Origin of the sequence: Streptomyces sp. 147326, from assembly GCF_045000215.1 — a bacterium.
In the GTDB taxonomy this organism is placed as follows: domain Bacteria; phylum Actinomycetota; class Actinomycetes; order Streptomycetales; family Streptomycetaceae; genus Streptomyces.
Map to the genome: position 1 here is coordinate 4,691,622 of NZ_CP134201.1, position 25,852 is coordinate 4,717,473.

The 25,852-nt window shown below is 70.7% G+C and carries 28 protein-coding genes, 1 tRNA gene and 2 pseudogenes; 11 read left to right on the forward strand and 20 right to left on the reverse strand.

The features are described 5' to 3' along the window. Positions 1 to 16: 16 nt before the first annotated feature. The 10 genes from RIU97_RS21385 to RIU97_RS21430 form a co-directional block, all read right to left on the reverse strand. Positions 17 to 790, reverse strand: a complete 774-nt coding sequence (locus RIU97_RS21385; protein WP_404959120.1) for a hypothetical protein — start codon at positions 788 to 790, stop codon at positions 17 to 19. Between the two features lie 50 nt (positions 791 to 840). Continuing rightward, complete coding sequence (locus RIU97_RS21390; protein WP_404959122.1) at positions 841 to 1,683, reverse strand: RNA polymerase sigma factor SigF; 843 nt, start codon at positions 1,681 to 1,683, stop codon at positions 841 to 843. Positions 1,684 to 1,913: 230 nt separating this feature from the next. Beyond that, on the reverse strand, positions 1,914 to 2,876 hold the full coding sequence (locus tag RIU97_RS21395) for an RNA polymerase sigma factor SigF (protein WP_404959124.1): 963 nt from the start codon (positions 2,874 to 2,876) through the stop codon (positions 1,914 to 1,916). 253 nt (positions 2,877 to 3,129) lie between these two features. Next, positions 3,130 to 3,291 (reverse strand): hypothetical protein, encoded by a 162-nt coding sequence (locus RIU97_RS21400; protein WP_199808029.1) that lies wholly within the window; start codon positions 3,289 to 3,291, stop codon positions 3,130 to 3,132. Between the two features lie 410 nt (positions 3,292 to 3,701). After that, the gene (locus tag RIU97_RS21405; protein WP_404959127.1) at positions 3,702 to 3,992 is read right to left on the reverse strand and encodes a hypothetical protein; all 291 of its coding nucleotides are present in this window, start codon (positions 3,990 to 3,992) and stop codon (positions 3,702 to 3,704) included. Positions 3,993 to 4,100: 108 nt separating this feature from the next. Next, positions 4,101 to 4,187, reverse strand: a tRNA-Ser gene (locus tag RIU97_RS21410). Between the two features lie 59 nt (positions 4,188 to 4,246). After that, complete coding sequence (gene tadA, locus RIU97_RS21415) at positions 4,247 to 4,726, reverse strand: tRNA adenosine(34) deaminase TadA (protein ID WP_404959128.1); 480 nt, start codon at positions 4,724 to 4,726, stop codon at positions 4,247 to 4,249. Between the two features lie 8 nt (positions 4,727 to 4,734). Continuing rightward, positions 4,735 to 5,283: a hypothetical protein gene (locus tag RIU97_RS21420; RefSeq protein ID WP_383576935.1), complete on the reverse strand. Its 549-nt coding sequence runs from the start codon at positions 5,281 to 5,283 to the stop codon at positions 4,735 to 4,737. Positions 5,284 to 5,666: 383 nt separating this feature from the next. Beyond that, positions 5,667 to 5,846, reverse strand: a complete 180-nt coding sequence (locus RIU97_RS21425; RefSeq protein WP_030027564.1) for a hypothetical protein — start codon at positions 5,844 to 5,846, stop codon at positions 5,667 to 5,669. Positions 5,847 to 5,929: 83 nt separating this feature from the next. Then, positions 5,930 to 6,874, reverse strand: coding sequence for a universal stress protein (locus tag RIU97_RS21430; RefSeq protein WP_404959131.1), 945 nt, complete (start codon positions 6,872 to 6,874; stop codon positions 5,930 to 5,932). Between the two features lie 163 nt (positions 6,875 to 7,037). Here RIU97_RS21430 and upp point away from each other — a divergent pair, with 163 nt between their 5' ends. Continuing rightward, positions 7,038 to 7,673 carry a uracil phosphoribosyltransferase gene (gene upp, locus RIU97_RS21435; RefSeq protein ID WP_030010426.1) on the forward strand — a complete coding sequence of 212 codons (636 nt, stop codon included), beginning with the start codon at positions 7,038 to 7,040 and terminating at the stop codon, positions 7,671 to 7,673. Between the two features lie 76 nt (positions 7,674 to 7,749). On the opposite strand, the gene RIU97_RS21440 is transcribed toward upp, so the two are convergent. Next, positions 7,750 to 8,421, reverse strand: coding sequence for a LytR C-terminal domain-containing protein (locus tag RIU97_RS21440; RefSeq protein ID WP_404959133.1), 672 nt, complete (start codon positions 8,419 to 8,421; stop codon positions 7,750 to 7,752). A 93-nt stretch (positions 8,422 to 8,514) separates the two neighbouring features. After that, positions 8,515 to 8,811, reverse strand: a complete 297-nt coding sequence (locus RIU97_RS21445; RefSeq protein WP_030010424.1) for a type II toxin-antitoxin system VapB family antitoxin — start codon at positions 8,809 to 8,811, stop codon at positions 8,515 to 8,517. Between the two features lie 88 nt (positions 8,812 to 8,899). Between RIU97_RS21445 and RIU97_RS21450 the strand changes: the two genes are divergently transcribed. Both RIU97_RS21450 and opcA read left to right on the forward strand, forming a co-directional pair. After that, a complete protein-coding gene (locus tag RIU97_RS21450; protein WP_404959136.1) occupies positions 8,900 to 10,510 on the forward strand; it encodes a helicase HerA-like domain-containing protein in 1,611 nt (536 codons plus the stop codon). A 21-nt stretch (positions 10,511 to 10,531) separates the two neighbouring features. Then, positions 10,532 to 11,464 (forward strand): glucose-6-phosphate dehydrogenase assembly protein OpcA, encoded by a 933-nt coding sequence (gene opcA, locus RIU97_RS21455; RefSeq protein ID WP_404959138.1) that lies wholly within the window; start codon positions 10,532 to 10,534, stop codon positions 11,462 to 11,464. On the opposite strand, the gene RIU97_RS21460 is transcribed toward opcA, so the two are convergent. Further along, positions 11,413 to 11,886 (reverse strand): cupin domain-containing protein, encoded by a 474-nt coding sequence (locus RIU97_RS21460; RefSeq protein WP_404959140.1) that lies wholly within the window; start codon positions 11,884 to 11,886, stop codon positions 11,413 to 11,415. The two genes, opcA and RIU97_RS21460, sit on opposite strands and share 52 nt — an antisense overlap. 114 nt (positions 11,887 to 12,000) lie before the next feature. Continuing rightward, positions 12,001 to 12,600: an HhH-GPD-type base excision DNA repair protein gene (locus tag RIU97_RS21465; protein WP_404959142.1), complete on the reverse strand. Its 600-nt coding sequence runs from the start codon at positions 12,598 to 12,600 to the stop codon at positions 12,001 to 12,003. Between the two features lie 151 nt (positions 12,601 to 12,751). Between RIU97_RS21465 and RIU97_RS21470 the strand changes: the two genes are divergently transcribed. Together RIU97_RS21470 and RIU97_RS21475 are read left to right on the forward strand one after the other, a co-directional pair. Beyond that, complete coding sequence (locus RIU97_RS21470; RefSeq protein WP_404959144.1) at positions 12,752 to 13,564, forward strand: VOC family protein; 813 nt, start codon at positions 12,752 to 12,754, stop codon at positions 13,562 to 13,564. 126 nt (positions 13,565 to 13,690) lie between these two features. Beyond that, a complete protein-coding gene (locus RIU97_RS21475; protein ID WP_404959146.1) occupies positions 13,691 to 14,440 on the forward strand; it encodes a hypothetical protein in 750 nt (249 codons plus the stop codon). A 551-nt stretch (positions 14,441 to 14,991) separates the two neighbouring features. Here RIU97_RS21475 and RIU97_RS21480 read toward each other — a convergent pair. The 6 genes and pseudogenes from RIU97_RS21480 to RIU97_RS21505 form a co-directional block, all read right to left on the reverse strand. Further along, positions 14,992 to 15,414, reverse strand: coding sequence for a PIN domain nuclease (locus RIU97_RS21480; protein ID WP_404959148.1), 423 nt, complete (start codon positions 15,412 to 15,414; stop codon positions 14,992 to 14,994). Continuing rightward, a complete protein-coding gene (locus RIU97_RS21485) occupies positions 15,411 to 15,626 on the reverse strand; it encodes a type II toxin-antitoxin system VapB family antitoxin (RefSeq protein ID WP_374778334.1) in 216 nt (71 codons plus the stop codon). Before RIU97_RS21485 ends, RIU97_RS21480 begins: the two co-directional genes overlap by 4 nt. A gap of 717 nt (positions 15,627 to 16,343) precedes the next feature. Then, positions 16,344 to 16,661 carry a hypothetical protein gene (locus RIU97_RS21490; RefSeq protein WP_404959150.1) on the reverse strand — a complete coding sequence of 106 codons (318 nt, stop codon included), beginning with the start codon at positions 16,659 to 16,661 and terminating at the stop codon, positions 16,344 to 16,346. An 808-nt stretch (positions 16,662 to 17,469) separates the two neighbouring features. Continuing rightward, a pseudogene (locus RIU97_RS21495) lies at positions 17,470 to 17,649 on the reverse strand (NUDIX hydrolase); the annotation flags it as partial. Between the two features lie 222 nt (positions 17,650 to 17,871). Next, positions 17,872 to 18,573, reverse strand: coding sequence for an HAD family hydrolase (locus RIU97_RS21500; RefSeq protein ID WP_404959152.1), 702 nt, complete (start codon positions 18,571 to 18,573; stop codon positions 17,872 to 17,874). Continuing rightward, a complete protein-coding gene (locus tag RIU97_RS21505) occupies positions 18,557 to 19,423 on the reverse strand; it encodes a GntR family transcriptional regulator (protein WP_404959154.1) in 867 nt (288 codons plus the stop codon). The genes RIU97_RS21500 and RIU97_RS21505 overlap by 17 nt, the downstream gene beginning before the upstream one ends. Before the next feature lie 438 nt (positions 19,424 to 19,861). Between RIU97_RS21505 and RIU97_RS21510 the strand changes: the two genes are divergently transcribed. The 6 genes and pseudogenes from RIU97_RS21510 to RIU97_RS21535 all read left to right on the forward strand — a co-directional run bounded on the left by RIU97_RS21510 (position 19,862) and on the right by RIU97_RS21535 (position 25,726). Next, positions 19,862 to 20,140 carry a DUF6284 family protein gene (locus RIU97_RS21510; RefSeq protein ID WP_404959156.1) on the forward strand — a complete coding sequence of 93 codons (279 nt, stop codon included), beginning with the start codon at positions 19,862 to 19,864 and terminating at the stop codon, positions 20,138 to 20,140. Continuing rightward, positions 20,137 to 20,478, forward strand: a complete 342-nt coding sequence (locus tag RIU97_RS21515) for a hypothetical protein (protein ID WP_404959158.1) — start codon at positions 20,137 to 20,139, stop codon at positions 20,476 to 20,478. The genes RIU97_RS21510 and RIU97_RS21515 overlap by 4 nt, the downstream gene beginning before the upstream one ends. Next, the gene (locus RIU97_RS21520; RefSeq protein ID WP_404959160.1) at positions 20,475 to 21,476 is read left to right on the forward strand and encodes a DUF2637 domain-containing protein; all 1,002 of its coding nucleotides are present in this window, start codon (positions 20,475 to 20,477) and stop codon (positions 21,474 to 21,476) included. The genes RIU97_RS21515 and RIU97_RS21520 overlap by 4 nt, the downstream gene beginning before the upstream one ends. Next, positions 21,473 to 21,870 (forward strand): annotated as a pseudogene (locus RIU97_RS21525) (RRQRL motif-containing zinc-binding protein). Before RIU97_RS21520 ends, RIU97_RS21525 begins: the two are co-directional and overlap by 4 nt. Positions 21,871 to 21,953: 83 nt before the next feature. After that, a complete protein-coding gene (locus RIU97_RS21530; protein ID WP_404959162.1) occupies positions 21,954 to 23,615 on the forward strand; it encodes a hypothetical protein in 1,662 nt (553 codons plus the stop codon). After that, positions 23,615 to 25,726: a hypothetical protein gene (locus RIU97_RS21535; protein ID WP_404959164.1), complete on the forward strand. Its 2,112-nt coding sequence runs from the start codon at positions 23,615 to 23,617 to the stop codon at positions 25,724 to 25,726. Before RIU97_RS21530 ends, RIU97_RS21535 begins: the two co-directional genes overlap by 1 nt. Positions 25,727 to 25,852: the final 126 nt, after the last annotated feature.

Genomic DNA, 25,852 nt, shown 5'->3' on the forward strand with positions numbered 1-25,852 from the left:
GGATGGCGGCGTCGCCTCAGCTCCAGGTGGCGGTGACGTTCCTGGTGTCCACGTGCATGCCCAGCGGTACCCGCCAGGCCTCCACGCACACGGTGTAGGTCTGCGTCTTCGAGGCTCCGCCCGCGAGGGGCGCCGGCAGCGGCTGGGTCGTGGTGATCGTGGCCCAGTCGATGCCGAGGGCGCCGATGATGTGCGTCGCGAAGCTGACCGTGCCCGCGCGGGCCGCCGTCGTGCCGGTGTTCGTGAAGGTCACCGTGACCCGCTCGCACCAGCGGTCGTCCGCGGCCGACCGCGCCGGCGCGGACAGCGTCAGCTTCGCCGGGGTCGTGGGCGGGGCCGGGGGCGTGGTGCCGGGCTTGGCGGACGGGGCGCCCGGGCTCGTGGGTGAGCCCGACGGCGTGCCGGGAGTGCTCGGCGCGTTCGGAGTGCCCGCTGCCGGCGTGGTCCGCCCGGGGCCGGCCGGGATGCCGGAGGTGCCCGCGGAGCCGCCGGGGGCGGTGGCCGCGGCTCCGCCCGCAGCGGAGCCGCCCGGGGGCCGGGATCCCGGCGCATCGGCCGACGTACTGGACGACGCGGAGGCGCCGCCCGCCGCGGACGGGCCGCCGAGCTGCTGGAACTCCACCGGACCCTGGGGTGCCACGTTCTCCCCCGCACCCCGTTCGGGGCCCGGGGCCGCAGCGCCCACGGCGACGTAGCCGTCCCGTGCCGGGCCGCCGCAGCCGGTGAGGCCGGCGGCCGCCGTGCAGCACAGGGCGAGGAGGGTGGTGGCCGCCCGCGATCCCTTTCGCATCGCGCCAGTTTTCCTGACGGATCGTCAATTGGGAAGCGGGCGGCGCCCGGTCACTCTCCGATGAGGCCCGCGCGCAGCTGCGCGAGGGTGCGGGTCAGCAGCCGGGAGACGTGCATCTGGGAGATGCCGACCTCCTCGCCGATCTGCGACTGCGTCATGTTCGCGAAGAAGCGCAGCATGATGATCTGCCGTTCCCTGGGCGGGAGTTTGGCGAGCAGCGGCTTCAGGGACTCGCGGTACTCGACGCCTTCGAGCGCGGTGTCCTCGTAGCCGAGGCGGTCCGCGAGCGAGCCCTCGCCGCCCTCGTCCTCCGGGGAGGGCGAGTCGAGCGAGGAGGCGGTGTAGGCGTTGCCGACGGCGAGACCGTCGACCACGTCCTCCTCCGAGACCCCGAGCACCGCGGCGAGCTCCGGCACGGTCGGCGAGCGGTCCAGCTTCTGGGCGAGCTCGTCGCTGGCCTTGGTCAGCGCCAGGCGCAGCTCCTGGAGCCGGCGCGGGACGCGGACGGACCAGGAGGTGTCCCTAAAGAATCGTTTGATCTCGCCCACGACGGTCGGCATCGCGAACGTCGGGAACTCCACGCCGCGTTCGCAGTCGAAGCGGTCGATCGCCTTGATCAGGCCGATGGTGCCGACCTGGACGATGTCCTCCATCGGCTCGTTGCGGCTGCGGAACCGGGCCGCGGCGTACCGCACGAGGGGCAGGTTCAGCTCGATCAGGGTGTCGCGTACGTACGCCCGTTCGGGGCTGTCCGCGTCCAGGGCGGCAAGTCGCTGGAAGAGGGAGCGGGAGAGGGTGCGAGTGTCGATGGCTTCCGAGCGGTCGGACACTGCCAGCGGCGTCACGCTCTTGACGAGCGTGAGCACCTTGGAGCTGCCCTGGTCTACGGACATGCCACCCCCTTGAGGTCGCGGACGGTCGCGTACGGCGCGTCCGTCGGAGGAACGCAGCCTCCACCTGAATACCGGAGGCGGGGCTGCGGCAAACGCGGTTCAAGCAGAATGTCACATGTCGGCAACACGCTGTAGCGCCAAGTCGACATATATCTCCAGCGACAGGAGCGGCCGGAGGACGATCAGCCCGATCTGTCGGGAAACGTGCGGATGATCTCCACTCGTTACGGTTACGCCTCGATCCTGTTTGCGGATCTCAGTCGGGCGAAGCTCCGGGCGAGCAGCCGCGAGACGTGCATCTGGGAGACGCCGAGCTCGGCACTGATCTGCGACTGCGTCAGGTTGTTGTAGTACCGCAGGAGCAGGATCCGCTGTTCGCGCTCGGGCAGTTGTACGAGGAGGTGGCGGACGAGGTCGCGGTGCTCGACCCCGGCCAGCTCCGGGTCCTCGTAGCCGAGGCGGTCCAGCAGCCCGGGCATGCCGTCGCCCTCCTGGGCGGCTTCCAGCGAGGTCGCGTGGTAGCTGCGCCCGGCCTCGATGCAGGACAGCACCTCGTCCTCGGTGATGCGCAGCCGTTCGGCGATCTCCGGGGTGGTCGGGGTGCGCCCGTGGAGCGTGGTGAGGTCCTCGGTGGCGGCGTTGACCTGGACCCACAGCTCGTGGAGGCGGCGCGGCACGTGGACGGTGCGGACGTTGTCGCGGAAGTACCGTTTGATCTCGCCCACGACGGTCGGCATCGCGAAGGTCGGGAACTGCACGCCGCGGTCCGGGTCGAACCGGTCGATGGCGTTGATCAGGCCGATGGTGCCGACCTGGACCACGTCCTCCATCGGCTCGTTGCGGCTGCGGAAGCGGGCGGCCGCGTACCGGACGAGCGGAAGGTTGGCCTCGATGAGGGCCCCGCGCACCCGGGTGTGTTCGGTGGTGCCGGGCTCCAGACCCTTCAGCTGCCCGAAGAGGACCTGGGTGAGGGCCCGGGTGTCCGCGCCCCGGCTCGGGGGTCTCGGCGCGGGCGGAGGCTCCTCGGACGGCTCCGGGCGGGCCTCCTGAAGCGGCTCCTGAAGCGGCTCCTGAGGGGGCTCCTGAGGGGGCTCCGGGCGGGGCTCCGGGCGGGATTCGGGGCGGGATTCCGGAAGGGGTTCCTGGCGGGCGTCCGGACGGGACTCCTGGCGGGGCTCTTGCTGGGTCGGCACCTGGGGGTCCTGTCGGGGTGGCACCTGAGGCGCAGTACTGGCCGGCACGGTCACGCCACCCCTTCAGTCAACTCATCCGTTTAAAGCGGTCATAGCATCACAAGAGATGTGCACTGTGTGCAAGCACCGTATAACGCCGTGTTGAGGGCAAGTTGGGCATATCAGGGCAATATGCCCAACGTGGGTATGCAAAAAGCCCCCCACCCGTCGGAGTGGGGGGCCGGAATTCCGGGAACCGCTTCAGCGTACGGGGTCAGCGCACCAGTTCGGTCATGAACTCGCCGATGCCGGATGCGGCATCCGATATCCCCTGGAAGCCTATTTCCACCATCTCGGCCGCCCTCTTCGGCTGGGTGATGATCACGAAGAGGACGAACACGGTGAGGGCACCCGTGATGAGTTTCCTGGTGTCCACGAGCGGGCGGCCTCCCCAACCGATCCTTGCGAGTCGGGTGAGTCTAACCGGTCAAGATTGGACACTGACGTGTCCTTTAAGGACCAATGACCCGGCACTCCGGGTCCTTTGCCGCTGGGTACGGGGTTGCGGCGGGCGCAGGATTGATGTGAGCCCACCGGTTCTGGCAGGAAATCGGTGGGCGAGGGACAGGGCCTCGCTGCGGGGTCCGAGTCGCGAGCTTCCCCCTGACTGCGGCTCGGACTGGCAGGTCCGTCCTCGTCGGGGGAAGTGGCTTTGTCCCCCCGATGCCACTTCCCCCGTCCCACACGTCGAAGGCCCCGACCCCGGTCGGGGCCTTCTTCGCGTCGCCCCGCGCCGTTCCGGTGCGTACGGGGGCCGTACGGGAGTTGTACGGGGGCTGTGCTCGGCTACTCGAGGCCGCCGGCCAAGCCCAGCACGGGCTCCGCGGGGGCGATCACGGGTGACAGCTTGTCCGGCAGCTCCATGAGGGCGTTGAGCTGGTTGGCGCCCTCGCTGAGCTTCGACCCGATCTCCTGGACGGAAGCGGGCTGGGCCCCCGCCGGCATCCCGGGGGCGGCCGACGGCAGGTCCGGGAGGGTGAGGGGGGCGGTCGGGGCGGCCGAGGCGGCGGGTGCGGCGAGGCCCGCGGCGGCCCCCGCGAGGGCGATGGCGGCGAGCATGCGCTGGGTCTTGGTCATGCCGTGACAACGGCCGAAGGGGCGGGCGGTCACGCGGCTGTCCGCCGGACGGGAGCGCCACGAACGCCGAGAGCCCCGACCCTTGCGGGGCGGGGCTCTCGGTCAGAGCGGTAGCGGTGGGATTTGAACCCACGGATAGCTTGCACCATCACACGCTTTCGAGGCGTGCTCCTTCGGCCGCTCGGACACGCTACCGAGAGAGAGCTTAGCCCAAGGTGGCCCGTGCGCCGAAATCCGTATCCGGGAGCCCGCCGTCACAGCTCACGGAAGAAGTCCGTCAGCTGCCGGGCGCACTCCTCGGCGAGGACGCCGCGGACCACGTCGGGGCGGTGGTTGAGCCGGCGGTCCCGTACGAGGTCCCACAGGGACCCGGCCGCGCCCGCCTTCTCGTCGTCCGCGCCGTAGACGACCCGGGCGACGCGCGACTGCACGAGCGCGCCCGCGCACATGACGCACGGCTCCAGGGTCACCACGAGGGTGCACCCCGGAAGCCGCCATTCCCCGAGCGCGGCGGCGGCCCGGCGCAGCGCCACCACCTCGGCGTGCGCCGTGGGGTCGCCGGTCGCCTCGCGTTCGTTGTACCCGGTGGCGAGGATCTTCCCGTCCGGGCCCAGCACGACGGCGCCGACCGGCACATCGCCGGCCGGCACCGCCCGGGCGGCCTCCTGGAGCGCCAGGCGCATGGAGTCCCGCCACGGGTCCCGTACGGGATCGGTGGTGCTCGTGTCGTGCATGCGGATCACTAGCGGACGGCCTCCAGGACCTCGGTGGCGCCGAGGGACTCGGCGATCTCCGAGAGGGCGTCCCCGTCCAGGGTCATCAGTTGTTTGTTGGTCACCCCGAGGTCGTCCAGCAGCCGGGGGTCACCGAGCGGACCGGCAGGTACCGGCTCCGCGCCGGTCCCGCCCGCCCCGTCCTCGTCGGTGTCCTCGTCCGTGTAGGCGGCGATGGCATCCTCCTCGCCGTCCTCGGTGCCGTCCAGGTCCAGCTCGTCGAGTTCGTCGTCCTCCTCGTCGCTGCCCAGCAGCTCTTTGGTCAGCATCGAGCCGTAGGAGCTGCGGGCGGCCGCGGCGGCGTTCGATACGAAGTACCGCGGGTCCTCCTCGCCGTCCACGCGGACGACGCCGAACCAGGCGTCCTCCTGCTCGATGAGGGCGACCACCGTGTCGTCGTCGACAGCGGCGGAACGGGCGAGATCGATCAGATCACTGAGGGACTCGACGTCGTCGAGTTCCATGTCGCTCGCTTCCCACCCGTCTTCGGTGCGCGCGAGCAGTGCGGCGAAATACACCGTGACTCTCCCACTGGTCTTAGGCGTGCCGGTTGGAGGTCCCCCCGGCCGGAGGTTGGGGCGGAACGGCCGTGTGCTCGCCGCCCGTGCCCCGCCCAATCGGCATCGTGGCAGAAACAGCGGCTTTGCGAGAGGTCTTCGGCGCTTGCGTCGTGCCGTGCCGTGCCCCTGCGGGGGGCTTGCGGGGTTGTGGGGCCGGGCCGGGCGGGGGTTGGCGGGGCCGTGGCGGGGGGTGCGCGGCGGGCGGTACGGCTTGGCCGTGTCGCGGCGTGCCGGGCCTGCGGCCGGCTTCCCGGGGCTCCGCCCCGGACCCCGCGCCTCACACGTCGGCGGGGCGGGATGGGGCCTGGCGGCGCCGGACCGGGTCGGCGGAGCTGATGTGGTTACCAGCGGAAGGTGCGCATGCGCATTTGCTGGCGCATGCGGGCTGCGCGGGCGCGGCGGGGCTGCACGCGGTCGCGCAGGGCGCGGGCCTCCATGAGGTCGCGCAGGAACTGCGCGCGGCGTGCGCGGCGCTGCGCCGCGGTTTCCGGCGCGTCGTCGCTCGGCTGCGTGTCGGGCATCGGCCACCACCCTGGGCTGGTCGGTCGTCCCCCCTGCACCCACCTTGCCCCGGGCGGGCCGTTTGATGCCACCCCACTGCAGGTCAGGCGTCGTCCTTGAGGGTCGGGACCACCGCCACCGGGCCCTGCGCGTGCTGCAGCACGGCATGTGCCACCGAGCCCATGAACAGCGACCTGGGGCGGCGCCTCGGGTGGTGGCGGCCGACCACGACGAGCGCCGCCGACGCGGAGGCGGTGACCAGCCGGCCCGCCGGGTCGCCGGGGACCGCGGCCTGCTCGACCGGGACGTCCGGGTAGCGGGTGCGGAACGGCGCCAGCCGGGCCGTCTGGGACCGCAGCATCTCCCGCTCGGCCGGTACGCCGTCCCCGCCGTCCGCCAGCCCCTCCGGCGGGATCACCTCGAAGGGGGCGTCGATGATCAGGTTCGGCGCGGGCGGGACGGCGTACGCGGAGACCACCTGGACGGTGGTCCCCCGCGCGGCGGCTTCCGCGAAGGCGAAGGTCACCACGTCGTCGGGCGTCTCGGCGGCGTGCAGCCCGAGCACCACCCGCCCGGCGGACTCCTCCGCGGCCTCCGAGGCCCCGGCGGTCCGCTCCGCGTGCGGGACCACCACCACCGGGCAGGGCGCCGTGGCCGCCACGGCCCGGCTGTTGGAGCCGAGCAGCAGGGTGGCGAAGCCGCCGCGGCCCCGGGAGCCCATCACCAGCACCAGGGCCTCCGCCCCGATCACCCGCAGCGCCTCGGGGACGGAGCCCTCCAGCGCCTCGTACCGGACCCCCTCGGGCAGCTCGGAGCCGCCGCCGAGCAGGGCCCGTACCCAGTCCTTCACGGGGTCGGCGAACTCCTCCGGCTGCGAGGCGTCGTGCAGCGCCGAGCGGCGGCCCGCATACAACTGGGCGTGGTCGGGCAGAACATGGGCGATCATCAGCCCGGTACCGTGCCGGACGGCTGCGGCCCTCGCCCACTCCAGGGCCTTGAGGCTGTGTTCGGATCCGTCGACGGCTGCGATCACCGGTGTGCTGCTCATCCGTCCAGCGTGCTGGGCGTCCGGGCGGGTCGCATCCGCAGGCCGCTGCGGGCGTGGCCGCCGCTCCGTACGCGAACGGGCCGCGTCACCGCGTAGCCTTTTGGGTGCAGGTCGCGTCGTGCGGCCGTTTTTGCTGGTCGCAGGCTGAGTTTTGGAGGATGTTGTGCGTTTGCAGGTCGTCGATCACCCCTTGGTGGCGCACAAACTCACCACCCTGCGCGACAAGCGCACCGACTCCGCCACCTTCCGGCGGCTCGCCGACGAGCTGGTGACCCTGCTCGCGTACGAGGCCACCCGCGACGTGCGCACCGAGCAGGCCGACATCGAGACGCCGGTCGCCCCGACCACCGGCGTGAAGCTCTCCCACCCGCGCCCGCTGGTCGTGCCGATCCTGCGCGCCGGCCTCGGCATGCTCGACGGCATGGTGCGGCTGCTGCCGACCGCCGAGGTGGGCTTCCTGGGCATGGTCCGCAACGAGGAGACCCTGGAGGCCTCCACGTACGCGACGCGCATGCCGGAGGACCTCTCCGGACGGCAGGTCTACGTCGTCGACCCGATGCTCGCCACCGGCGGCACGCTCGTCGCGGCGATCCAGGAGCTGATCAAGCGCGGCGCCGACGACGTCACGGCCGTGGTGCTGCTCGCGGCGCCCGAGGGCGTCGAGATCATGGAGCGCGAGCTGGCGGGCACGCCGGTGACCGTGGTGACCGCCGCCGTGGACGAGCGGCTCAACGAGCACGGCTACATCGTGCCGGGCCTGGGCGACGCGGGCGACCGGATGTACGGCTCGGCCGAATAGCCGTCCGGGCGGCCGACCGTCACCGCGCTTCGGCGGTAGAGCGGCCGGCCGGTACGCCGGTACGCCGGTCAGGCGGTCAGCATGTGGCGGGCGCGGGCACGGGGTTGGCCAGGACGGCCAGCGCCTTGTCCGCGTCCTCCTTCGTACTGAGCTCCTTGAAGGCGTCGCCCAGGATCAGGTCGATGTCCGCGCCCTCGCGCGTGTCGGTCTGCTGGGTGGTGCCGGCGAGCTGAGTGCCCAGGACGGAGAAGGCGGCCTTGTCCGTCGTGGGGGAGCCCAGCAGTATCCCGGTGCCGGGGACCTTCTTGTCGAAGTCGGCCGGGGCGTTGCCGACGTTGCCGATGACGAAGCCGCGTTTGGCCAGTTCGTCGCCGACGGCCTTGGCCAGGCCCGCGCGCGGGGTCGCGTTGTAGACGTTGACCGTGATCTCGCCGGGCGGCGGGAGCACGACCGCGGGCTTCGCGGCGGCCGAGGCGGTGGAGGCGGCGGCGGGGCCGCCCTTGGCTGCGCCCTTGGGAGGCGTCGTCGGGCAGTCCTTGGCACCCGCAGCCGTGTTCCGCTTGGGGCTGTCGCCGCGGAACACGTCGATGAGCTGCAGTGCCCCGTAGCCGACCAGGGCAAGCGCGAGGACCGAGCCGAGGATGGCGAGGACGATCCGAGGACGGCTCCGCTTTCGGCTCATACGGGGGTAGGCGGCTCCCGTGACGCGGTACTTTCCGCCCATGCCGGGGGGAGTGAGCATGCTCATGGGCGCAGCGTAGTGCGGCCCGGTGGCGATGCCTACTAAATGATCTGCTGATAGGTCAATGGTGACCCGAAAGGCGCAATCTACGCGAACACGTCAATCCATCTCGAGGACGCGCGCGTGCAGCACCTGACGCTGCTGCAGGGCGGCGCGCACGGCGCGGTGCAGCCCGTCCTCCAGGTAGAGGTCGCCCCGCCACTTCACGACGTGGGCGAACAGGTCGCCGTAGAAGGTGGAGTCCTCGGCGAGCAGCGTTTCGAGGTCCAGCTGTCCCTTGGTCGTCACGAGCTGGTCGAGCCGGACCGGGCGCGGCGCGACGTCCGCCCACTGCCGGGTGGTTTCCCTGCCGTGGTCGGGGTACGGCCGCCCGCTTCCGATGCGCTTGAAGATCACACGGAAAGCCTACCGGGCCCGTGCCTGCGGGCGCAGCCTCGAAGCGGTGGTGCAAAAGTAGCCAACAGTGCTATTTGGGGAGTGATCCGTGAGCGAGAGCACCGACCCCGCCGTCCCGGCGGACCAGACGGGCCCGGCTGAGAAGATCGCCGCCGGGTACGCGTTCACCGGACCGGCGCTCGATCTCGGGGCCCTGCTCTGGGACGGCGGCTGCCTGCCCGACCGCCAGATCCGCATCCCGCTGTCGATGCTCAACCGCCACGGACTGGTCGCCGGGGCCACCGGCACCGGCAAGACCAAGACGCTCCAGCTCATCGCCGAGCAGCTGTCGGCCCACGGCGTGCCCGTCTTCCTCGCGGACGTCAAAGGGGACGTCTCGGGGATCTCGGCGCCCGGCACGGCCGGCCCGAGGATCGACGAACGGGCCCGGGAGGTGGCCCAGAAGTGGGAGCCGACCGGATACCCCGGCGAGTTCTACTCCCTCGGCGGGATCGGCCCCGGGATCCCGGTCCGCTCCACCGTCACCAGCTTCGGCCCGGCCTTGATGTCGAAGGTGCTCCAGCTCAACCCGACGCAGGAGCAGTCCCTCGGCCTGATCTTCCACTACGCCGACACCAAGGGCCTGGAGCTGATCGACCTCAAGGACCTGCGCGCGGTCGTCGCCTTCCTCGTCTCCGACCAGGGGAAAGCCGAACTCAAGGGCATCGGCGGACTGTCCACGGTGACGGCCGGGGTGATCCTGCGGTCCCTGACCGCCTTCGAGCAGCAGGGCGCCGCCGAATTCTTCGGCGAACCGGAATTCGACACCAGTGAGTTCCTGCGCACGGCCCCGGACGGCCGCGGACTGGTCTCCGTACTGGAACTCCCGGCGGTCCAGGACAAGCCCCAGCTCTTCTCCACCTTCCTGATGTGGCTGCTGGCCGACCTCTACAACGACCTGCCGGAGGTCGGCGACCTGGAGCAGCCCAAGCTCGTCTTCTTCTTCGACGAGGCGCACCTGCTCTTCAGCGGGGCCTCGAAGGCCTTCCTCACCTCCGTCACCCAGACCGTGCGCCTCATCCGCTCCAAGGGCGTCGGCGTCTTCTTCGTGACGCAGACCCCCAAGGACGTACCGGCGGACGTGCTCGCCCAGCTCGGCAACCGGGTGCAGCACGCACTGCGCGCCTTCACCCCCGACGACGCCAAGGCGCTGAAGGCGGCCGTGAAGACCTTCCCCAACTCCCCGTACGACCTGGAGGAGCTGCTCACCCAGCTGGGGACCGGCGAGGCGGTCATCACCGTGCTCAGCGAGAAGGGCGCACCGACCCCGGTCGCGGCGACCCGGCTGCGCGCCCCGCAGTCGCTGATGGGGCCGGTCGAGCCGGCCGCCCTGGACCGGGCGGTGAAGTCCTCGCTGCTCTGGTCGCGCTACGCGGAGCCGGTCGACCGCGAGTCGGCGTACGAGAAGATCAGCGCCGAGCAGGCCGCCGCGGAGGCGCAGGCGGAGGCCGCGGCGGCCGCCGCCGAGGCCGAGAAGCAGGCCAAGGAGGCGGAGAAGGAGGCGGCGAGGACCGCGCGCAGCGCCCCGAAGCCGGATCCCTCCCTGGCCGAGCAGGTGGTGGGGAGCGGGCTGTTCCGCTCGCTGGCCCGGTCGATCGGGACCCAACTGGGCCGGGAGATCTCGCGCTCCATTTTCGGTACGGCGCGCAAGCGCAGGTGACGCGGTGACAGACTCGGGTCCATGCGGACCGAACTCACCGACACCACGTCCAGCAAGGTCAACCGGGCCCTGCTCGATGCCCGCCGGGCGATAGGCAGCCCCACCATGGGGCTGGTGCTGACCCTTGTCATCGTCACCGACGAGGAGAACGCCTACGACGCCGTGCGCGCGGCCTCCGAGGCCTCGCGCGAACACCCCTGCCGCATCATCGCGGTGATCAGGCGGACCTCACGCGGCCCGCTCAAGCTGCGGGCGAACCGGGTCGACGCCGAGCTTCGGGTCGGCTCGGACGCCGGGACCGGCGAGATCGTGCTGCTGCGCCTGCACGGGGCGCTGACCGAGCACGCCGGCTCGGTCGTCCTGCCGCTGCTCCTGCCGGACGCGCCCGTGGTGGCCTGGTGGCCGGCCGACGCCCCCGTCGACCTGGCGGGTGACCCGCTGGGCGGGCTCGCGCAGCGCCGGATCACGGACGCGGCGGCCGCCTTCGACACGGCCGGGGTGCTCGACGAGCGGGCCGCCGGCTACCAGCCCGGCGACACCGACCTGGCCTGGACCCGCCTCACCCCGTGGCGGTCCCTGCTGGCCGCCGCCCTGGACCAGAAGCCGCTGCCGGTGACCGCCGCGGCGGTGGAGAGCGAGCCCGACAACGTGAGCGCGGAGCTGCTGGCGCGCTGGCTGGAGGACCGGCTGGGGGTGCCGGTGTCCCGGGTGGCGAGCGAGGGCCCGGTGATCACCAGGGTCAGTCTGCAGACGACGGGCGGGGAGATCCGGGTGGACCGGCCCGCGGGAGTGCTGGCCACCTTGACCCTGCCGGGGAGCCCGGACCGCAAGGTGGCCCTGAAGATCCGCAGCGGCGCCGAACTGATCGCGGAGGAACTGCGCCGCCTCGACGCGGACGTGGTCTACGGCTCCGCGCTGCGGCGGCGGCCGCTCCAGACGGGGCTCTCCGCGTAGTGGTTGTCGTAGGTCGCCGAGCTGTCCTTGATGTCCTGCACGGTGGCCTCGCCCGCGTTGACCCGGCCGAGGAGCCGGTAGTAGTCGAAGCGGGCCATGCCGGGGGTGAAGCCGACGAAGACGCTGGCGGTGTGGCCGGCGGCGGGGGCGAAGGCGTGCTTGACGCCCGGCGGGACCGCGATGAAGTCGCCGGCGCCGAGGGTGTGGATCTCGTCGCCGACGAGGATGTCGAGCTGTCCGGCGGTGACGTGGAAGAACTCGGTCGCCTTGGTGTGGAAGTGCACCGGGGCTCCCGCCGCGCCCTCCTCGAAGGTGGCGGTGTTGCAGGTGAGTTCGGCGGTATCGGTGAGCAGGGTGATGAGGCTGCCCGGGGCGTCGTAGATGGCTTCGGCGGTGGCGGCGCGGGTCGCGATCTCTGTCATGTCCCCCAATCTACGGTCCCGAGGGGCGAATTGGATCTTCCTTTTGTCTGCCGGTCCGCTGGTGCGCGTGCGGCCCGGCCAGGCCCCTGACGAGGGGACCGGCCGGCAGCCGGATCAGGACCCGGCGGCCTTCGCGGCCTTGGCGGCGGCCTTCATCTCCTGCTTGTGCGCCCGCACCTTGGCCAGCGACTCCGGGCCCGTGATGTCGGCCGCCGAACGGTAGACGTTTGCCTGGCCGTACCCGCCCGCGGCCTCCCGCCACCCCGCCGGCCGCACGCCGAACCGCTTGCCCAGCAGGGCGAGGAAGATCTGCGCCTTCTGCTCCCCGAAGCCCGGCAGCGCCCTGAGCCGCTTCAGCAGCTCCCGGCCCGTCGCGGCATCGGCCCAGACCGCCTCGGCGCTCCCGCCGTAGTGCTCCACCAGGTACGCGCACAGCTGCTGGATCCGCGTCGCCATCGACCCCGGATACCGGTGCACGGCGGGCTTCTCGGAGAGCAGGGCGGCGAAGGCCTCCGGGTCGTACGCGGCGATGGCGTGCGCGTCCAGATCGTCGGCGCCCATCCGCTGGGCGATCGTCCAGGGCCCCGAGAACGCCCACTCCATCGGTACCTGCTGGTCCAGCAGCATCCCGACGAGCGCGGCGAGCGGGCTCCGGCCGAGCAGCGCGTCGGCCTCCGGCTGCTGCGCCAGCCGGATGGTGATGTCCTTGTCCATGGCACCAGCGTCCCGCGTGGCCGCGTTCCCCGCGCGGTCGGCACACCGCGCGCCTAGCGTGAGTACGACGACAGGTACGACGACAGGTACGAACGACAGGTACGAGACGACAGGTACGAGACGACAGGTACGAGCGAGGAGTCGATCGATCATGCTTGAGTTCTCCGAGGGCGCGCCGTGCTGGGTGGACGCGATGTTCACCGATGTGGAAGGTGCCAAGACCTTCTACGGCGACGTGCTGGGCTGGACCTTCGGTGAAGCCAGCAGCGAGTACGGCAACTACACGCAGGCCTATTCGGACGGCAAGGCCGTGGCGGCCGTCGTGCCGCCGATGCCGGGGGTCGACGCCCCCTCGCAGTGGTGTCTGTACTTCGCGTCGCCGGACGCGGCGGCGACGGCAGGGAAGATCACCTCGGCCGGCGGCGAGGTGCTGATGGGCCCGATGCAGGTGGGCACCTTCGGCACGATGCTGATCGCGAAGGAGCCGAGCGGCGCCGTCTTCGGCGTCTGGCAGCCGGGCGACCACAAGGGCTTCGAGAAGATGGGCGAGGCCGGCTCGTACGCCTGGGCGGAGGTCTTCACCCGGGAGCCGGAGAAGCCGGACGCGTTCCTCCCGCAGGTCTTCCCGTACGGCGCCCAGCAGATGGACGCGGGCGACGACCCCGAGACGGCGAACATGGACTTCAAGGTCTTCAGTGTCGGCGGCGGCGGAAACCCGGTGCTCGGCCGGATGAAGATGGACGACGACTTCCCGGCGGACCTTCCGCCGTACATCCAGATCTACTTCGGGGTCCCGAACTGCGACGAGGCGGTCGAGAAGACGAAGAAGCACGGCGGAAAGCTGCACTTCGGCCCGATGGACAGCCCGTTCGGCCGCTTCGCTGCGGTCACCGACCCGCAGGGCGCCGCCTTCGCGGTGATCGACATGTCGACGACGGTCGGGGAGATGCCCTCCTTCGGCTGAGCCGGCCGTGTGCGGGCGGGGACGGAGGCGCGTCGCGGATGGCGCGGCCCACCGGACCGCGCCGCCGCGCGACCCGGCAGACTTCGCTCCCTATACGTACGTTCGAGCGCTACGGGGGCGGAACTCATGGGACGTGGAACGGTCGTGGCGGCGGCGGGATGCGGGCTGGCGATGCTGGCGGCGGTCTCGTGCATGCCGCCCCCGGCGCCGCCGTTGTCGCCGAAGGCACTGCCCTCACCTGCGTATTCGCCGAAGCCGTCCCCCGCGCCGGTGCCGCCCTCACCGCTGCCGCCCTCACCCGTGCCGTCGACGCCTGAGGCACCCTCGGCGTCCGGGCCTGCCGCGGCGGTCGGGGAGGGGAAGGTCACGCCCGCCGACGCGCCGCTGCTGGAAGCGGTCCGCCGGTACCCGGGGGCCGGGGTCCAGGGCGACGACTCGATCATCGTGATCCACCGGGAGCCCGAGGCCGGCGCGGGCGAGGTCGCCTGGATGCCGGACGACCGCAACTACTGCCTGGCCGTGGTCCGCGGGGGGCGTGCAGACCTCACCTGCAAGCCGCTGCCCACGTTCTGGGCGCGGGTCGGGATCCGGCTGGTGACCAAGGGCGGGCCGTACCCCGGCGAGACCGGCACCCGTACGGTCTTCTTCGCCGTCGTGGACGGCGGCCACGGCCCGTACCACTACGCGGGATCCGCGACGCCGGGCCCCGGCGCCGGGCGGGTCCGCGACGCCACGGCCGTCTTCGCCTCGGGCCGGACGCTGAGCCTGCTGACGTACGAGCGCCCCAGCGCGGATCTCCCGCCGCGCGGCGGCCCCGACATCTGCAGCTCGGACAACGCCGTCTGCTTCCCGGCGCTCGACGCTTACGTCGGCTAGCCGAAGGCGCCCGCCGGCGCCCGCCTTCTCCTCCTCCGCCACCGCTGTCAGCGGGCTGTCGGCCCGGTGTCAGCCCGCGCGGGCATCGTCCTCTCCACCGAGACCGGCGACACCGAGGAGAGGCCTCGGCGTGGTCGACCGGGATCCGCAGCCGATGCCGTACGACCCGGCGCGGGCCCCGGAGCTGGCCGGGAGGTACGACAACGACGCCACGACGCTCGTGATCGCCGCAGACGGGGAGGGGCTGGCGCTGGAGGTCGGGATCAAGCCGGAGATCCGCGCGGCCACGGACAGCGAGATGCCCGCGGACCATCCGGCGGAGTCCATGGGCCTGCTGCCCGGCGGGCGACGGCGACGAGCACATCGTCACCAGGGGCGGTCTGAAGGGCCAGCGCGGCTTCTTCACCCGCGACGCGGGCGGTGCGGTCGTCGGGATCGACCTGGCCTGCCGGTTTCCCGGTCGGGGCCTTCAAGTGCCCGGTGAGGCACTGGCGGAGGATACGAGATTCGAACTCGTGAGGGGTTGCCCCCAACTGAGACCGAGCACGGGCTTACTTGCCGGCCTCCGGGCCGTACCACTGCATGGCTTGGCCGGTGACAGCCGCGATGCACGCGAAATCGTGGTCGCGGTGCAGGAGAGTCAGCCCCTGCAGTTCCGCGGTGGCGGCAACGACGAGGTCCACCGCGCCCGCACTGCGGTGCTGCCCGCGCTGGGTCAGTAGCTCCTGGACCTGCCAGGCGCGGTCGTACGCCCGGTCGTCGACGGGCACCCAGCCGAACAGCAACCGCATGTCATCGATGCCGCGCGCGCGGTCCGCGGCGGATCGGGCACTGTAGAAGAACTCCAGCTCGGTGATCGGGCAGGTTGCGATGAGACCAGCCGCAGCCGCCTGATCCCAGCCGTACTGTTCGGCGTCGCCGTGAAGGAACCGCGCGAGTGCGCTGGTGTCGATCAGGAACTGCGCCGCGCTCACCTTCGGTAGTTCCTCTTGTCCTCGAAGAGGCCCAGATCGAACGCGCCCTCTCCGGCGGTAGCCCGCAGCCGAGTGAGCGCGAGCGCGCGCCGGCGGTTCTCCAACACTTCACGCAGGGCGGTGTTGACCGTTTCCTTCTTGGTGCTCGTCCCGAGCGCCTGAGCCACGTCGGCCAGCAGCTCGTCGTCAAGGTCGATCACTGTTCGACTCATCCTGACACCTCCTGTGATATCAGCTGACCCATAGAATATATCCGGCATGGTGTCTACGTGCGGTGGATCGCCATCGCGGCAGGGGTCCTCGTGGCCGTAGGGCTGCGAGGTGCCTGCTGGTGCAAGTCCGGAAGTTTCTTGCGGAGCTCGCCGAGGTGATTCGGGTGTGTCGCCAGGTCCGGCAGTTGCTGAGGCGGGGGCGCCATGGCGAGAACGCAGAAGGCCCCGGCCGGTTTCCCGGTCGGGGCCTTCAAGTGCCCGGTGAGGCACTGGCGGAGGATACGAGATTCGAACTCGTGAGGGGTTGCCCCCAACACGCTTTCCAAGTCTGTTGGTGCAGGTCAGGGCCCGATTCGCGGACGTTCACCTGCGTTCGCGGATGTTCGCGGTCCAGGGGCGACTCGCAACGTGGACGCCCATGAACGCTGCCGCACTGAGCTGAATGAGACGGCAACTGAGACGGCCCTGATGCGCCTGGACAGGCGGGTCAGACGATGTGCAGCTTCTCGGGTGTGCCATTCTCCCGCCGCAAGAGGAGTTCTGACCTGCCTCGGATCTGGGCGTCGGGTAGGCGTAGGCCACGGAACGCGATATCCGCCGCAGTGGAACGCATGTGGCGCCCCATCCGAGAAACCCGATGGGGCGCCACATGCGCCGTCCCAGCTCACCGGCGGTCGCCGCGGGTTCTATGGATCCGGGAGACTGCGGTGCGGTCTGCTAATAGGACCGTGTGAGGATGCCGCCGCTCTTGACGGAAGTGTGCGGCGGGCAGGACACGAAGGAGGGATTGCCACTGCTCCAGCCCACCGCATCAACATTGATGAGACCGCCGCCGTCCCAAGCCTGGCAGATAACGGTCGCCTTGAAATGACCGCCGTTGCTGTTACTGCACGTGGCAACCCAGCCGCCACCGACCGGAGCCCTGAAGTTGCTGCACCCGTCAGGCCATCCCGTGGGGGCGGCAGTGGCCACGCCCTGGAGCCCAATAAACGCCATCGCCGTTCCAGCCAGCAGTGCAGTGTACAGTTTCTTCATTTCCGCTGTCCTTCCTAAGTGGATTCTGGTCGTTCTCAGGGGGCGTGGTTGGTGACGGAAGTCTCGATGCCTGCGGAAGTGGTCCGGTAGGCTCCGTTGCAGTACGCGAAGGACGGCCCCCACTGCTTCCAGTTGCCGAAGAAGTGCTGAACTTTCCCGGACTCGGATTCCGTGCACACGGCGACGGCTCGGTAGGAGCCGCCGTTGTGGCTGCTGCAGGTGGCTTCCGTTCCCCAGGTGTTAGAAACCGTGTAGCGGCAGCCGCCGGGCCTCCCCGTTGCGCCGGCTTCGGAAGCTGATGCGTTAGCCCCAACACCGATCGAAATTAAACCTCCCAGCAGCACTCCAAGTGCCGGAGTGACTGCGGCCCGCCGAATGGAGGTGCTCTTCAGCAACTTCAATCACCTGCTCTCGTTTGTGAAACGCCTTAGGTTTTATCTGGTAGTGGCGGGTGTGGCATTAGCTTCAACGCCACGCTCCTTATCTTGTGCACGGATATGTGTTTTCGCCCTCCGTGTAGATGTGACGGTTCCATATCTAAAAGTGTTGAGCAAGTGGCGTGGCTTTCTTCTGAGGTTCACTTGAGCATCGCGCCCCCTAAAAGTGAAATAAACGGGCAAAGTGTGGCGCAGCCACCTTTCGTCGGAATAACTGAAAGGGTTAATTCCGGCAGGGTTGGCCGAATTTCTCGGGGAATGAATTTCAGTCGCATGCTGGCTGAATCTCAACCCGTCGCGCATTTGAAGCTGGAGCTTTCCAGTGCCGTGTGTGCAGGACGTACAGCGTCTGGATGAATTAGGGGAGACTCTCACCGCACCGTGAGCGGCTGGCGCCCGTCATGGCTCCGCACACGCGGCCCGTCCGCGTCCAGGGCGTCCAGCAGTCGGATCCCGTAGACATGGGACATCCGCTCGGACACCTCTGCGGGCGTGAGCCACTGGACTGCCGCGGTTTCGTCGGACGTGCGCTCGATGCCACTGGAAGGCCTGAAGGCTGGTGCTAGGTCTAGCACCAGTCCTAGCAACTTCAAGGGCCGCTGACCTGGGGGCTAGCGACTAGCAAAGGATGCGCGAAACCCCGGCATCAGACCGGAAACCGGGGTTTTGGGGCTCGCCACCGCATGCTAGCCGGGCAGGAAGCCGGGCTTCTCCTGCGCCAGGGCCCGGCGGTTGGCGTGGTCGCCCTGAGTAGTGGCTGTACGGTCCCCCGGCTAACTGATGCCGCTGGGGAGGTTGAGGGAGTCAGCGAGCTGCTGCATCCGAAGCACTACCGCATCTGCGCCGGCGAGTGCCGTCTGCTTGGGCGGCTTGTTCGCATACCCGATGCTCCGCGCGCCGGCTGCATGCGCCGCTTCGACGTCCGTTACGGAATCGCCCACGAGAACGGTGAGGCCAGGTGCCACCCCGAAGGCTGAGGCGGCGGTGAGCAAGGGATGGGGTGACGGCTTCATCAGGTCTGGACGCAGTGGGGGGCGCCCGACGATCTCATCTACGACTCCCACGACCCCGTGGTGAGCGAGGTACTCGCGAACGCACTCGGATGAGTTGTTGCTCACGATGGCGACATGCCGTCCCGTGTTGTGCGCTGCCTGGAGTGCCTGAATGGCTCCCTCGGTGGGTTCGCCAGCCACCTTCACCGCCCGAATCTCCGCTGCCGTCAATGCGGCCTCCACGGCAGCAAGAGCCATGCTGCCGCCATTCTGCGAGAGACGGTGAACCTCCATCGGATCGTCAGTGGCCCGCGCGGGGATCTCCAGGGCTGGCGCCAGTGTGGAAAGCAGATCGGCCAGTTCATTAGCTACGCCGGAGGCCGGAAGGCCACGGAACACGTCGCACACGGGTCCGTCGAAGTCGAAGAGGATGGCCTCCGACGCGCCGAGTACGGCGGCGAGTGCGTCAGATTGCGTCGGCATTGGCGTCCCTTCCGATCGTTTCCCACACGCTGTCGAACCACATGCGAGCCTGCTCCACCTGCTGCGCTCCGCTGGACGAGTCGCCATCGTTGAGCGAGTAGTGGAAGAGGATCGTGTCCTTGCCGACGAGGTCATAGATCTCGATGGCCTCGCCCTGAGCCACCACCTTGTTCGGGCGGATCGGGTAGTAGCCGAAGAAGGCATCCTCGTTGTTGATCACGTACAGCTTGAAGAACTGCGTCCCGCTGTGTACGCGCACGTCGACGGTGCTCTCTTGGACGAGTCCCAGGTGGCTGAGCTCGCTTATGGCGTCGGAGATGCTCCGCGTGTAGCCGACCATAATGTCGTGCATGCGGGCGCGAAGCCGCGGATCGTCACCACAGTCCTCACGGCGTACGGGAGCTGCCTGCGGTACCGCCATGTCGGGGACCAGGATGCGGATCCGGATGCTCGACGGGGTCAGGCGACCCACGCGGATCTTGTCGAGCGGCTCCTGTAGTGCCCCGTGCAGTGTCTCGCTGGAGAAGCCCGCGAAATCGATCGTCACGTTCTTGGCGGCGAAGGCCTGCTCTACGTATGGCCGTAGACCCGCCGGCCGCTCAGTGCGGTTCCTGACGAACACGCCGCTGCCCTTGCGGGACACGACCAAGCCTTCGTCTTCCAGGTCGCGGAGGGCTCGCTGAATCGTGGCGCGTGCGAAGCCGTAGTGGTCGGTCAGCATCTTGTGCGACGGGAGCCGCTCACCAGGGGCCAGCTTCCTTGTGCGGATCGCCGCGCCGAGGCTGCGCGCGACCTGTTCGTACGGCGGCCGATCGTCGTCCGGGTCCAGGGGCTCAAGCGCAAAGGTCATGGCTCGATGCTACGGCCAACCTGACTATTTGGGCAGCTTGGCTAGCCATCTATTGACGTGACTAGCCAAGCTGGCTACGTTGTTCTCGTACCCACCGGGCTAGCCAAGTTGGTCAGGCTTGAACGGGTGACCTGCGTCTATAGGCACAGGTCAGGGTGCTGAGGCCTAGTGGCCGAGGGCGCCGGCTCCCCTTGTCAACCGGACGGCATAGCTCTGCCTACCCCCAGGAGCACGCTCCTGGAATGAGACGACCAATGCACTTGATCAACCTCACTGCTGCCTGATTGGGCGGCAGCCGGTTGCCTCCCCTGTCCGTCTTGTACGGGCGGGGTTGAGGGGAGCCGGAGTTCTTCCTGCTTCACCCCAACGCAGTGCAGCCCCCGGCGCTCGAACGCCGGGGGCTGCTGAGTCCGTTCCTCCGTAGAAGGAGCAAGACCCATGAAGTCCATCGCTGCACTTCACGACGTTGTTACCCCGTGGTCCGACGGCTTGGAGCCGTCGGCTGCGGAGCTGGACGCGATCGAGTGGGAGATGCCGCTGATCCTGGCGGACGTCGACCTACTCGACGCCGAGATCGCTGTCCTGGACCGGGCGCCGTCGGAGCTGGACGAGCGGCGGATGCGCCGGGCCCGGCGCAAGAAGCTGGCCGTCCGCCGGGTGCTCCTGAACCAGGCCGCCGCGGCGGCCGCGGCGAGCATGCCGGGCGGTGCCGCATGACCGCTCCGATCCCCCTCTCGGCCCTGGGTGCTCCGCTGATGGCGCTGCGCATCTTCGCCGACGCGTACCGGCATCTGCCGGCGCCGTCCGTGTCGGTGTCCACGGTCTACCCCAACCTGCTGGAGCTCGCCTTCCACGACGACCTCGACGGGTTCGAAACGTGGTGTGTGGCTCTGGGGATCCCGTCCCGGAACGTGTCGCACGGTGTTCAGGGCGGTGGCCGCACTCGCGTCCTGAAGGCCGAGACCAACTACTCCGGCGGGCTCGTGAAGCTGGTCGGCTACGCCAAGATCCCCACCGTCGACGAGGAGCGTTCACGGACGGGGGTCGCGTCGTGAACCGTGTTCAGATCCGTTCATCCGAGCGTGCCCTGTCTGTCGGGACGTGGCTGATCGTCGGCGGGGCGATGCTCTACTCCGTCCTCACCGTCACCCCATTGATGGCCGCCCACACCCCCGCCGAGTGGCGGTGGACGGCCCCGATCCTGCCGCTCGTCGTGGACGCGGCGGTGGTGATTGTGGTCCGCCTCGACTCGGTCCTCGCCCGTCTCGGCGGACACGGGGGCGCCTGGCCGGTGGCGTTGCGGTGGATGACCGGCACTATGACGCTGGCCCTGAACATCGGAGTATCGGCCCTGGCCGGAGACCTGGTCGGGGTCGCCGTGCACTCCGTCGCACCGCTCCTGCTCATCGTCACGGCGGAGGCGGGGCTCGCCTACCGGCGGGCCCTGACGGCCGCTGTCCTGGCTGTGGAAGCCCGCAAGCGGGCCGAGCAGGACGCCCGGGAACGGGCGGCCGCGGAGCGGGAGGAGAACCGGCTCCGGGCCGCTCGTGAACAGCGCGAGCACGAGGCGGCGATCGCCCGTGAACAGCGTGAACACGAGGAGCGTTTGGCTCGCGAGGATGCCGACCGGCAGGACCGGATCCGGCGCGAGGAGCGGGAGCGGGCCAAGGCCGTGGAGCGGGCGGAGCAGGAGGCCCGTGAACGCCGTGAACGCGAGCGTGAACAGGCCGAGGCCGAGCGTGAACGCCTTGAGCGCCACGCCGCGCAGCAGCGCGAGCTGGAAGCCCAGGAGCAGGTCGAGCGTGAGCGCCGTGAACGGGTCCGTGAACAGGAGCGGATGGAGCGTGAACGCGCCGCCCTCCTCGCCGCCGGCCCGCCGCCGGAGAAGCTGCCAGAGGAGCAGGCACGCGCCACGGTGCAGGCCGCGTTCGCTGCCGGGGTACCTGTCCGGGTCGCCGCAGAGTTGTCCGGCTGGTCGGTCGGCTGGGCCTCCGCCCGCTACCAGGAACTCCGCGACGCCATCGCCACGACCGCTCCAGCCCCCGGCCGATGAGCACCCCGCCGGTCTACCGGTGGCGCCTCGCACCTGAGGGACTGGCCACCCGCCGTCAGCTCCGCGCCCTGGGGCTCCGACCCGGCGGCCAGGACGTGGCCGCGCAGGTGGAGCGGCCCCGCCGCCGGCGCGGCCCGCCTACCTCTACCGGATCGACCTCGCCAAGCCGGTCCGTCCGATGACCCAGAACCGGTGGGCGGCTCTCGCCAAGGCGGACGCCGCCCGCCGCCGGTGCCCGGTCTGCCGCGACCACCTCCCGTACGTGATCGCGACCCCGGAGGGCGGCTCCCGTTTGCCGGCGTCCCTGGCGATCCGCGACAGCCTCGCCGAGCAGTACGACCTGTCCCACGGGTTCATGACCACGTGGTTCCCGCTGGAGTCCGACCAGCTCTGAACGCCCGCAGAGGGGCCCGGCCACCGCCTCCTAAAGCTACCGGCCGGTCCCCTCTTCCTCTCCCGTGAAGGAGCACGTTCAGCATGACCGAGACCGTCACCGAACCGCAGGCGCCACCCCAAGAATCCACCCCCACCCCTGCCCCGCCCGAGGCCGGTACGACGGCGGAGGCGAAGCAGGTGGAGCACACCGCGGGGGGCTTCCCCGTGGTGCCGCTCTCCCTGTCCGGCACGAACACCGCCGCCGGCCTGCTGGCCACGGCCGCTCTGGCCGGTGGCCCGGTCGCCGCGGTCGTGGCGATGACCGGGGCCGCCGTCCTCGGCGTCGCCGCCGCCCGCCAACGCACCGCGAAAGCCAAGAAGAAGACCGCGAACGGCAAGCCCGCCCCGGCCGCCGGCCGGACGGCGAGCGGGAGCGGGGGGCGTGGCGTCTTGGGCCGTGTTCCCTCCCAGCCGCAGAGCGGATCCCGCTCGGGCGGCCGGGGCGGGGCCGGATCCCGCACGACGTCCGGTGGGCTGGCCCGGCACCGCACGGCAGGTCCTGCAGGACGCCGCTCCGGGTCGGCCGGGAAAGCCGGCAAGCCGTCGGCCCGGCAGCGCGCGGCACACGCCGCGGGCGGTCTGGCCGGTGGGCGGGCGGGGCAGGTGCAGGCACTGCGTCAGCAGGCCAAGGCCCAGACGCCGACCCGCGCCGCGGCCCGTACGGCGGCAGTTCAGGCCCGCCGGCAGGTCGCAGACACACGGCGGGCCGCCAAGGCCGCCACCCGCAACAGCGCCCCGGCCAAGCCCCGCACCGGTGCGGGCCGCGGCGCGGGGGGTGGCACCCGAGGCGGGAAGGCCCGCGGCCCGGCGGCTCGCACGCTGGCCAAGGCCATGGGCAAGGCGGCCGCGGTCCGCGACAGGGCTGTCGCCGCCGGGCGTACGGCTCGGGACCGCAGCGCGGGCCGGCAGGTCGCCGCAGGACAGCAGGGAGTTCGGGAGGCGGCGCACCGCAAGCGGACCGCGCAGCTCAAAGCCCCCGCCCAGAAAGCCGCGCGGCAGGCCCTGCGCCGCTCCGCCGCACGATTCCAGGCCCGCCGCGCGGTCGCCGCCGTCCTCGGCGGACTGCTGGGCGCTCTCGGGATGGTCACCAGTCGGCTCGGGCGGAAGCTCGGCTGGGCCTGGCTCCAGAACCCCGGCCGGCGCCTCTACCGGTTCCTCCTCGGGCGGGCACGCGCCGAGCGCGAGGACCTGGACGCGGACATCCGCAACCAGCTCGAAGACGACGAGTGGGCCGCAGCAGAGCAGGCGGACGCCGAACGCGACCAGGACACCGACAGCGACGCCATCGGGGACCAGGCCGCCCGTCCCACCACGCACGTTCCCGCACCTCCCACCCGTCAAGGAGTAGCCGTGAGCAACGTTTCCGGGTTCCGGTTCGAGGAGCTGGCCGCCGAGATGGAGCAGGCCGCCCAGTCCTACGAGCCGGAGAACTGCATGGAGATCCTCGCCATGCTGGAGAACCTCCCCGAGGCCCTGCAGGCCATCGCGAACATCCTGAAAATCCTCGCCGAGCGCTCCGACAGCGAGTTCCCGCTGGAGAAGGTCGTCGCCGACATGCTCTCCGACCTCTACTCCGTGTTCACGAACTCGGTTGGCTTCTCCGAGGAGCTGGGACCCACCTTCCGCCAGGCCCACGAGGCGGACATCGCCCGCCACGAGGACCCCCGCAACGGCCTCGACGCCGAGAAGGGCTGGAACGTCTGATGACCGCCTCCACCATCAAGCACGAGGGCCTGGCCCTGGACTGGGCCGCCGGACACGGCCCCATCACCGGCGCCCTGTCCGCCACCACCGGCGCCTACGCGATCGCCACCGTCGGCACCCTCGCCCACATGCCGCCCACCTGGGCCCTGGCCGTCGGCGCCGTTGGCGCCCTCAGCCACACCGCGAGCGGTCTACGGCAGAGGCTCGCCGCCCGCACCATCGGCGCCAGGGCCGCATCCTGGCTCCTCGGCTCCGGCTGGACCACCTGGGCCCTCGCCACGAACCCCCTCACCTGGACTGCCCTCGGATCCCTCGCGGTCATCGGCGTCGGCATGGGCGCCGCGGCCCGCTCCGTCGGGCTGTACGAGGAGGCCCGCGAGCTGGAGGCCCTCGCGGCGGCCGAGCGGCAGGTGGCGCGGGAGTTGTCCGCGGGGCGGAGGGCGATCGCCGCGGAGTGGGTGGACCGGATCCAGCGCGTCTGCGGCATCACCGTGCGGGTGCTGGCGGTAGAGATGTGGCCCACCGGCACCGGCTTCACGATCGACGCCGAACTCCCCCAGGGAGGCACCACCTACGACCGAATTGCCCGGGAGAACGCCCGCCTGTCGGCGGATGCGCGGCTGCCGCACGGCTGCACCGCCGCCGCTTCCCCTGGCATCGACCAGGGCCGCGTCCTGATCGACGTGACCACGGTCAACGTGCTGGCCGCCGAAGTCCCGTACCCCTCCGAGTACAGCGCCCTGTCGATCCACACCGGCATCCCGTGGGGCTACCGCACCAACGCCGAGGAAATCTGCGCCTACCTGCGCGAGCAGTGCGCCCTGGTGGTCGGGCCGACGGGATCGGGCAAGACGAACATGGTCCACGTGATCCTGGCCGGGTTCGCCCGCGCTGAGGACATCCTGACCTGGGTCATCGACCTCAACGCCGGCAGCGCGGGCCTGCCGTGGATCCGCCCCGCGATGGAACCGACGGGCGACAACGGGAAGGCGGTGCGGCCGGGGATCGACTGGCTCGCCGCCAGCCACGAGGAAGCCCACCTGATGCTGGATGCCGCCCTGCGGGTCGGCAACTACCGCAAGCGTGCCTACCAGGACCTCATGGCCAAGGCCAACACCGACCTTCTGCCGATCAGCCACGAAATCCCGCAGATCATGCTCCTGATCGACGAGGGCGCGGAGATCCTGATCAGCCGGGACCCGGAAATCCGCAAGCTCGCCAGCAAGATCCTCGAAGTGATCCGGATGCTCCGCGCCGCGGGGATCCGGACCGTCCTGACCGCCCTCGGCGCGACGGGGGCGGTTCTGGGGGACATGATGATCCGCCGCGAGGCCAAGACCCGCGTCGCTCTCACCGGCGGTGCGACCGAGGGCATGGACCTGGCCAAGCTGTTCCCCGGCGGGAACGGGCTGCGGATCGAGCAGGCCCCCCACAAGGGCACCGGGTTCATGGGCACGCCCGAGTCCCCGGCCGCACTGTTCGGGACGTGGCGGATCCTGCCGAACCAGATCCGCGACATCGTCCACGCGACCTCGGACCGGCACCCGTACCTCGACGCCGTCTCCGCCAAGGCCGCCGGCCCCGACTACGCCCGCCGCTGGGACTCCACCCGCACCGCCTGGATCACCGAACACCAGCACACCGACCCCGACCCCGATGAGGCCGACACGGTTCCGGCCGGGACCGCGCCGGCAGGCGGGGGACTGAACCTCTCCGCCCACCGCACCGCCCCGACGCCGGCCGCCACGGATGAGGACGCGCTCGCCGCGCAGTTCCGGCGGGAGATCGACGCCCAGTTCGCCACCACCCCCGAACCCGCAGACCCGGAGGCGGAGGCGCCGGTGCGGCCGGGGCTGAACCTGTCCGCGCACCGCGCCGAGGACAACGACGCTCAGCACGCCGCCCTCACCCTCCTGATCGCCGCGGGCCCCGCCGGTACCGGCGCCTCCGCGATCGCCCGGGACCTCGACCGGTACGGGACCACCCGCCAGACCGTTGCCGGATGGCTCAAGACCTGGGCCGAGGAAGGCGAAGCCGTACGGATCGGGACCGGCACCAAGACCCGCTACGTCCACCGCCGCCACGCCCCCGAAGCCCCCGCCGAGGACTGACCTTGTCGCTTGTCACCCATCCCCGGCAGAAGCCCACTCCGGGGCCTCCAGGGGCTTGGAAACGGCTTCTGACCTGGGAGGCGACAAGCGACAAGACAAGACAAGCGACAAGCCAGACGACAAGCA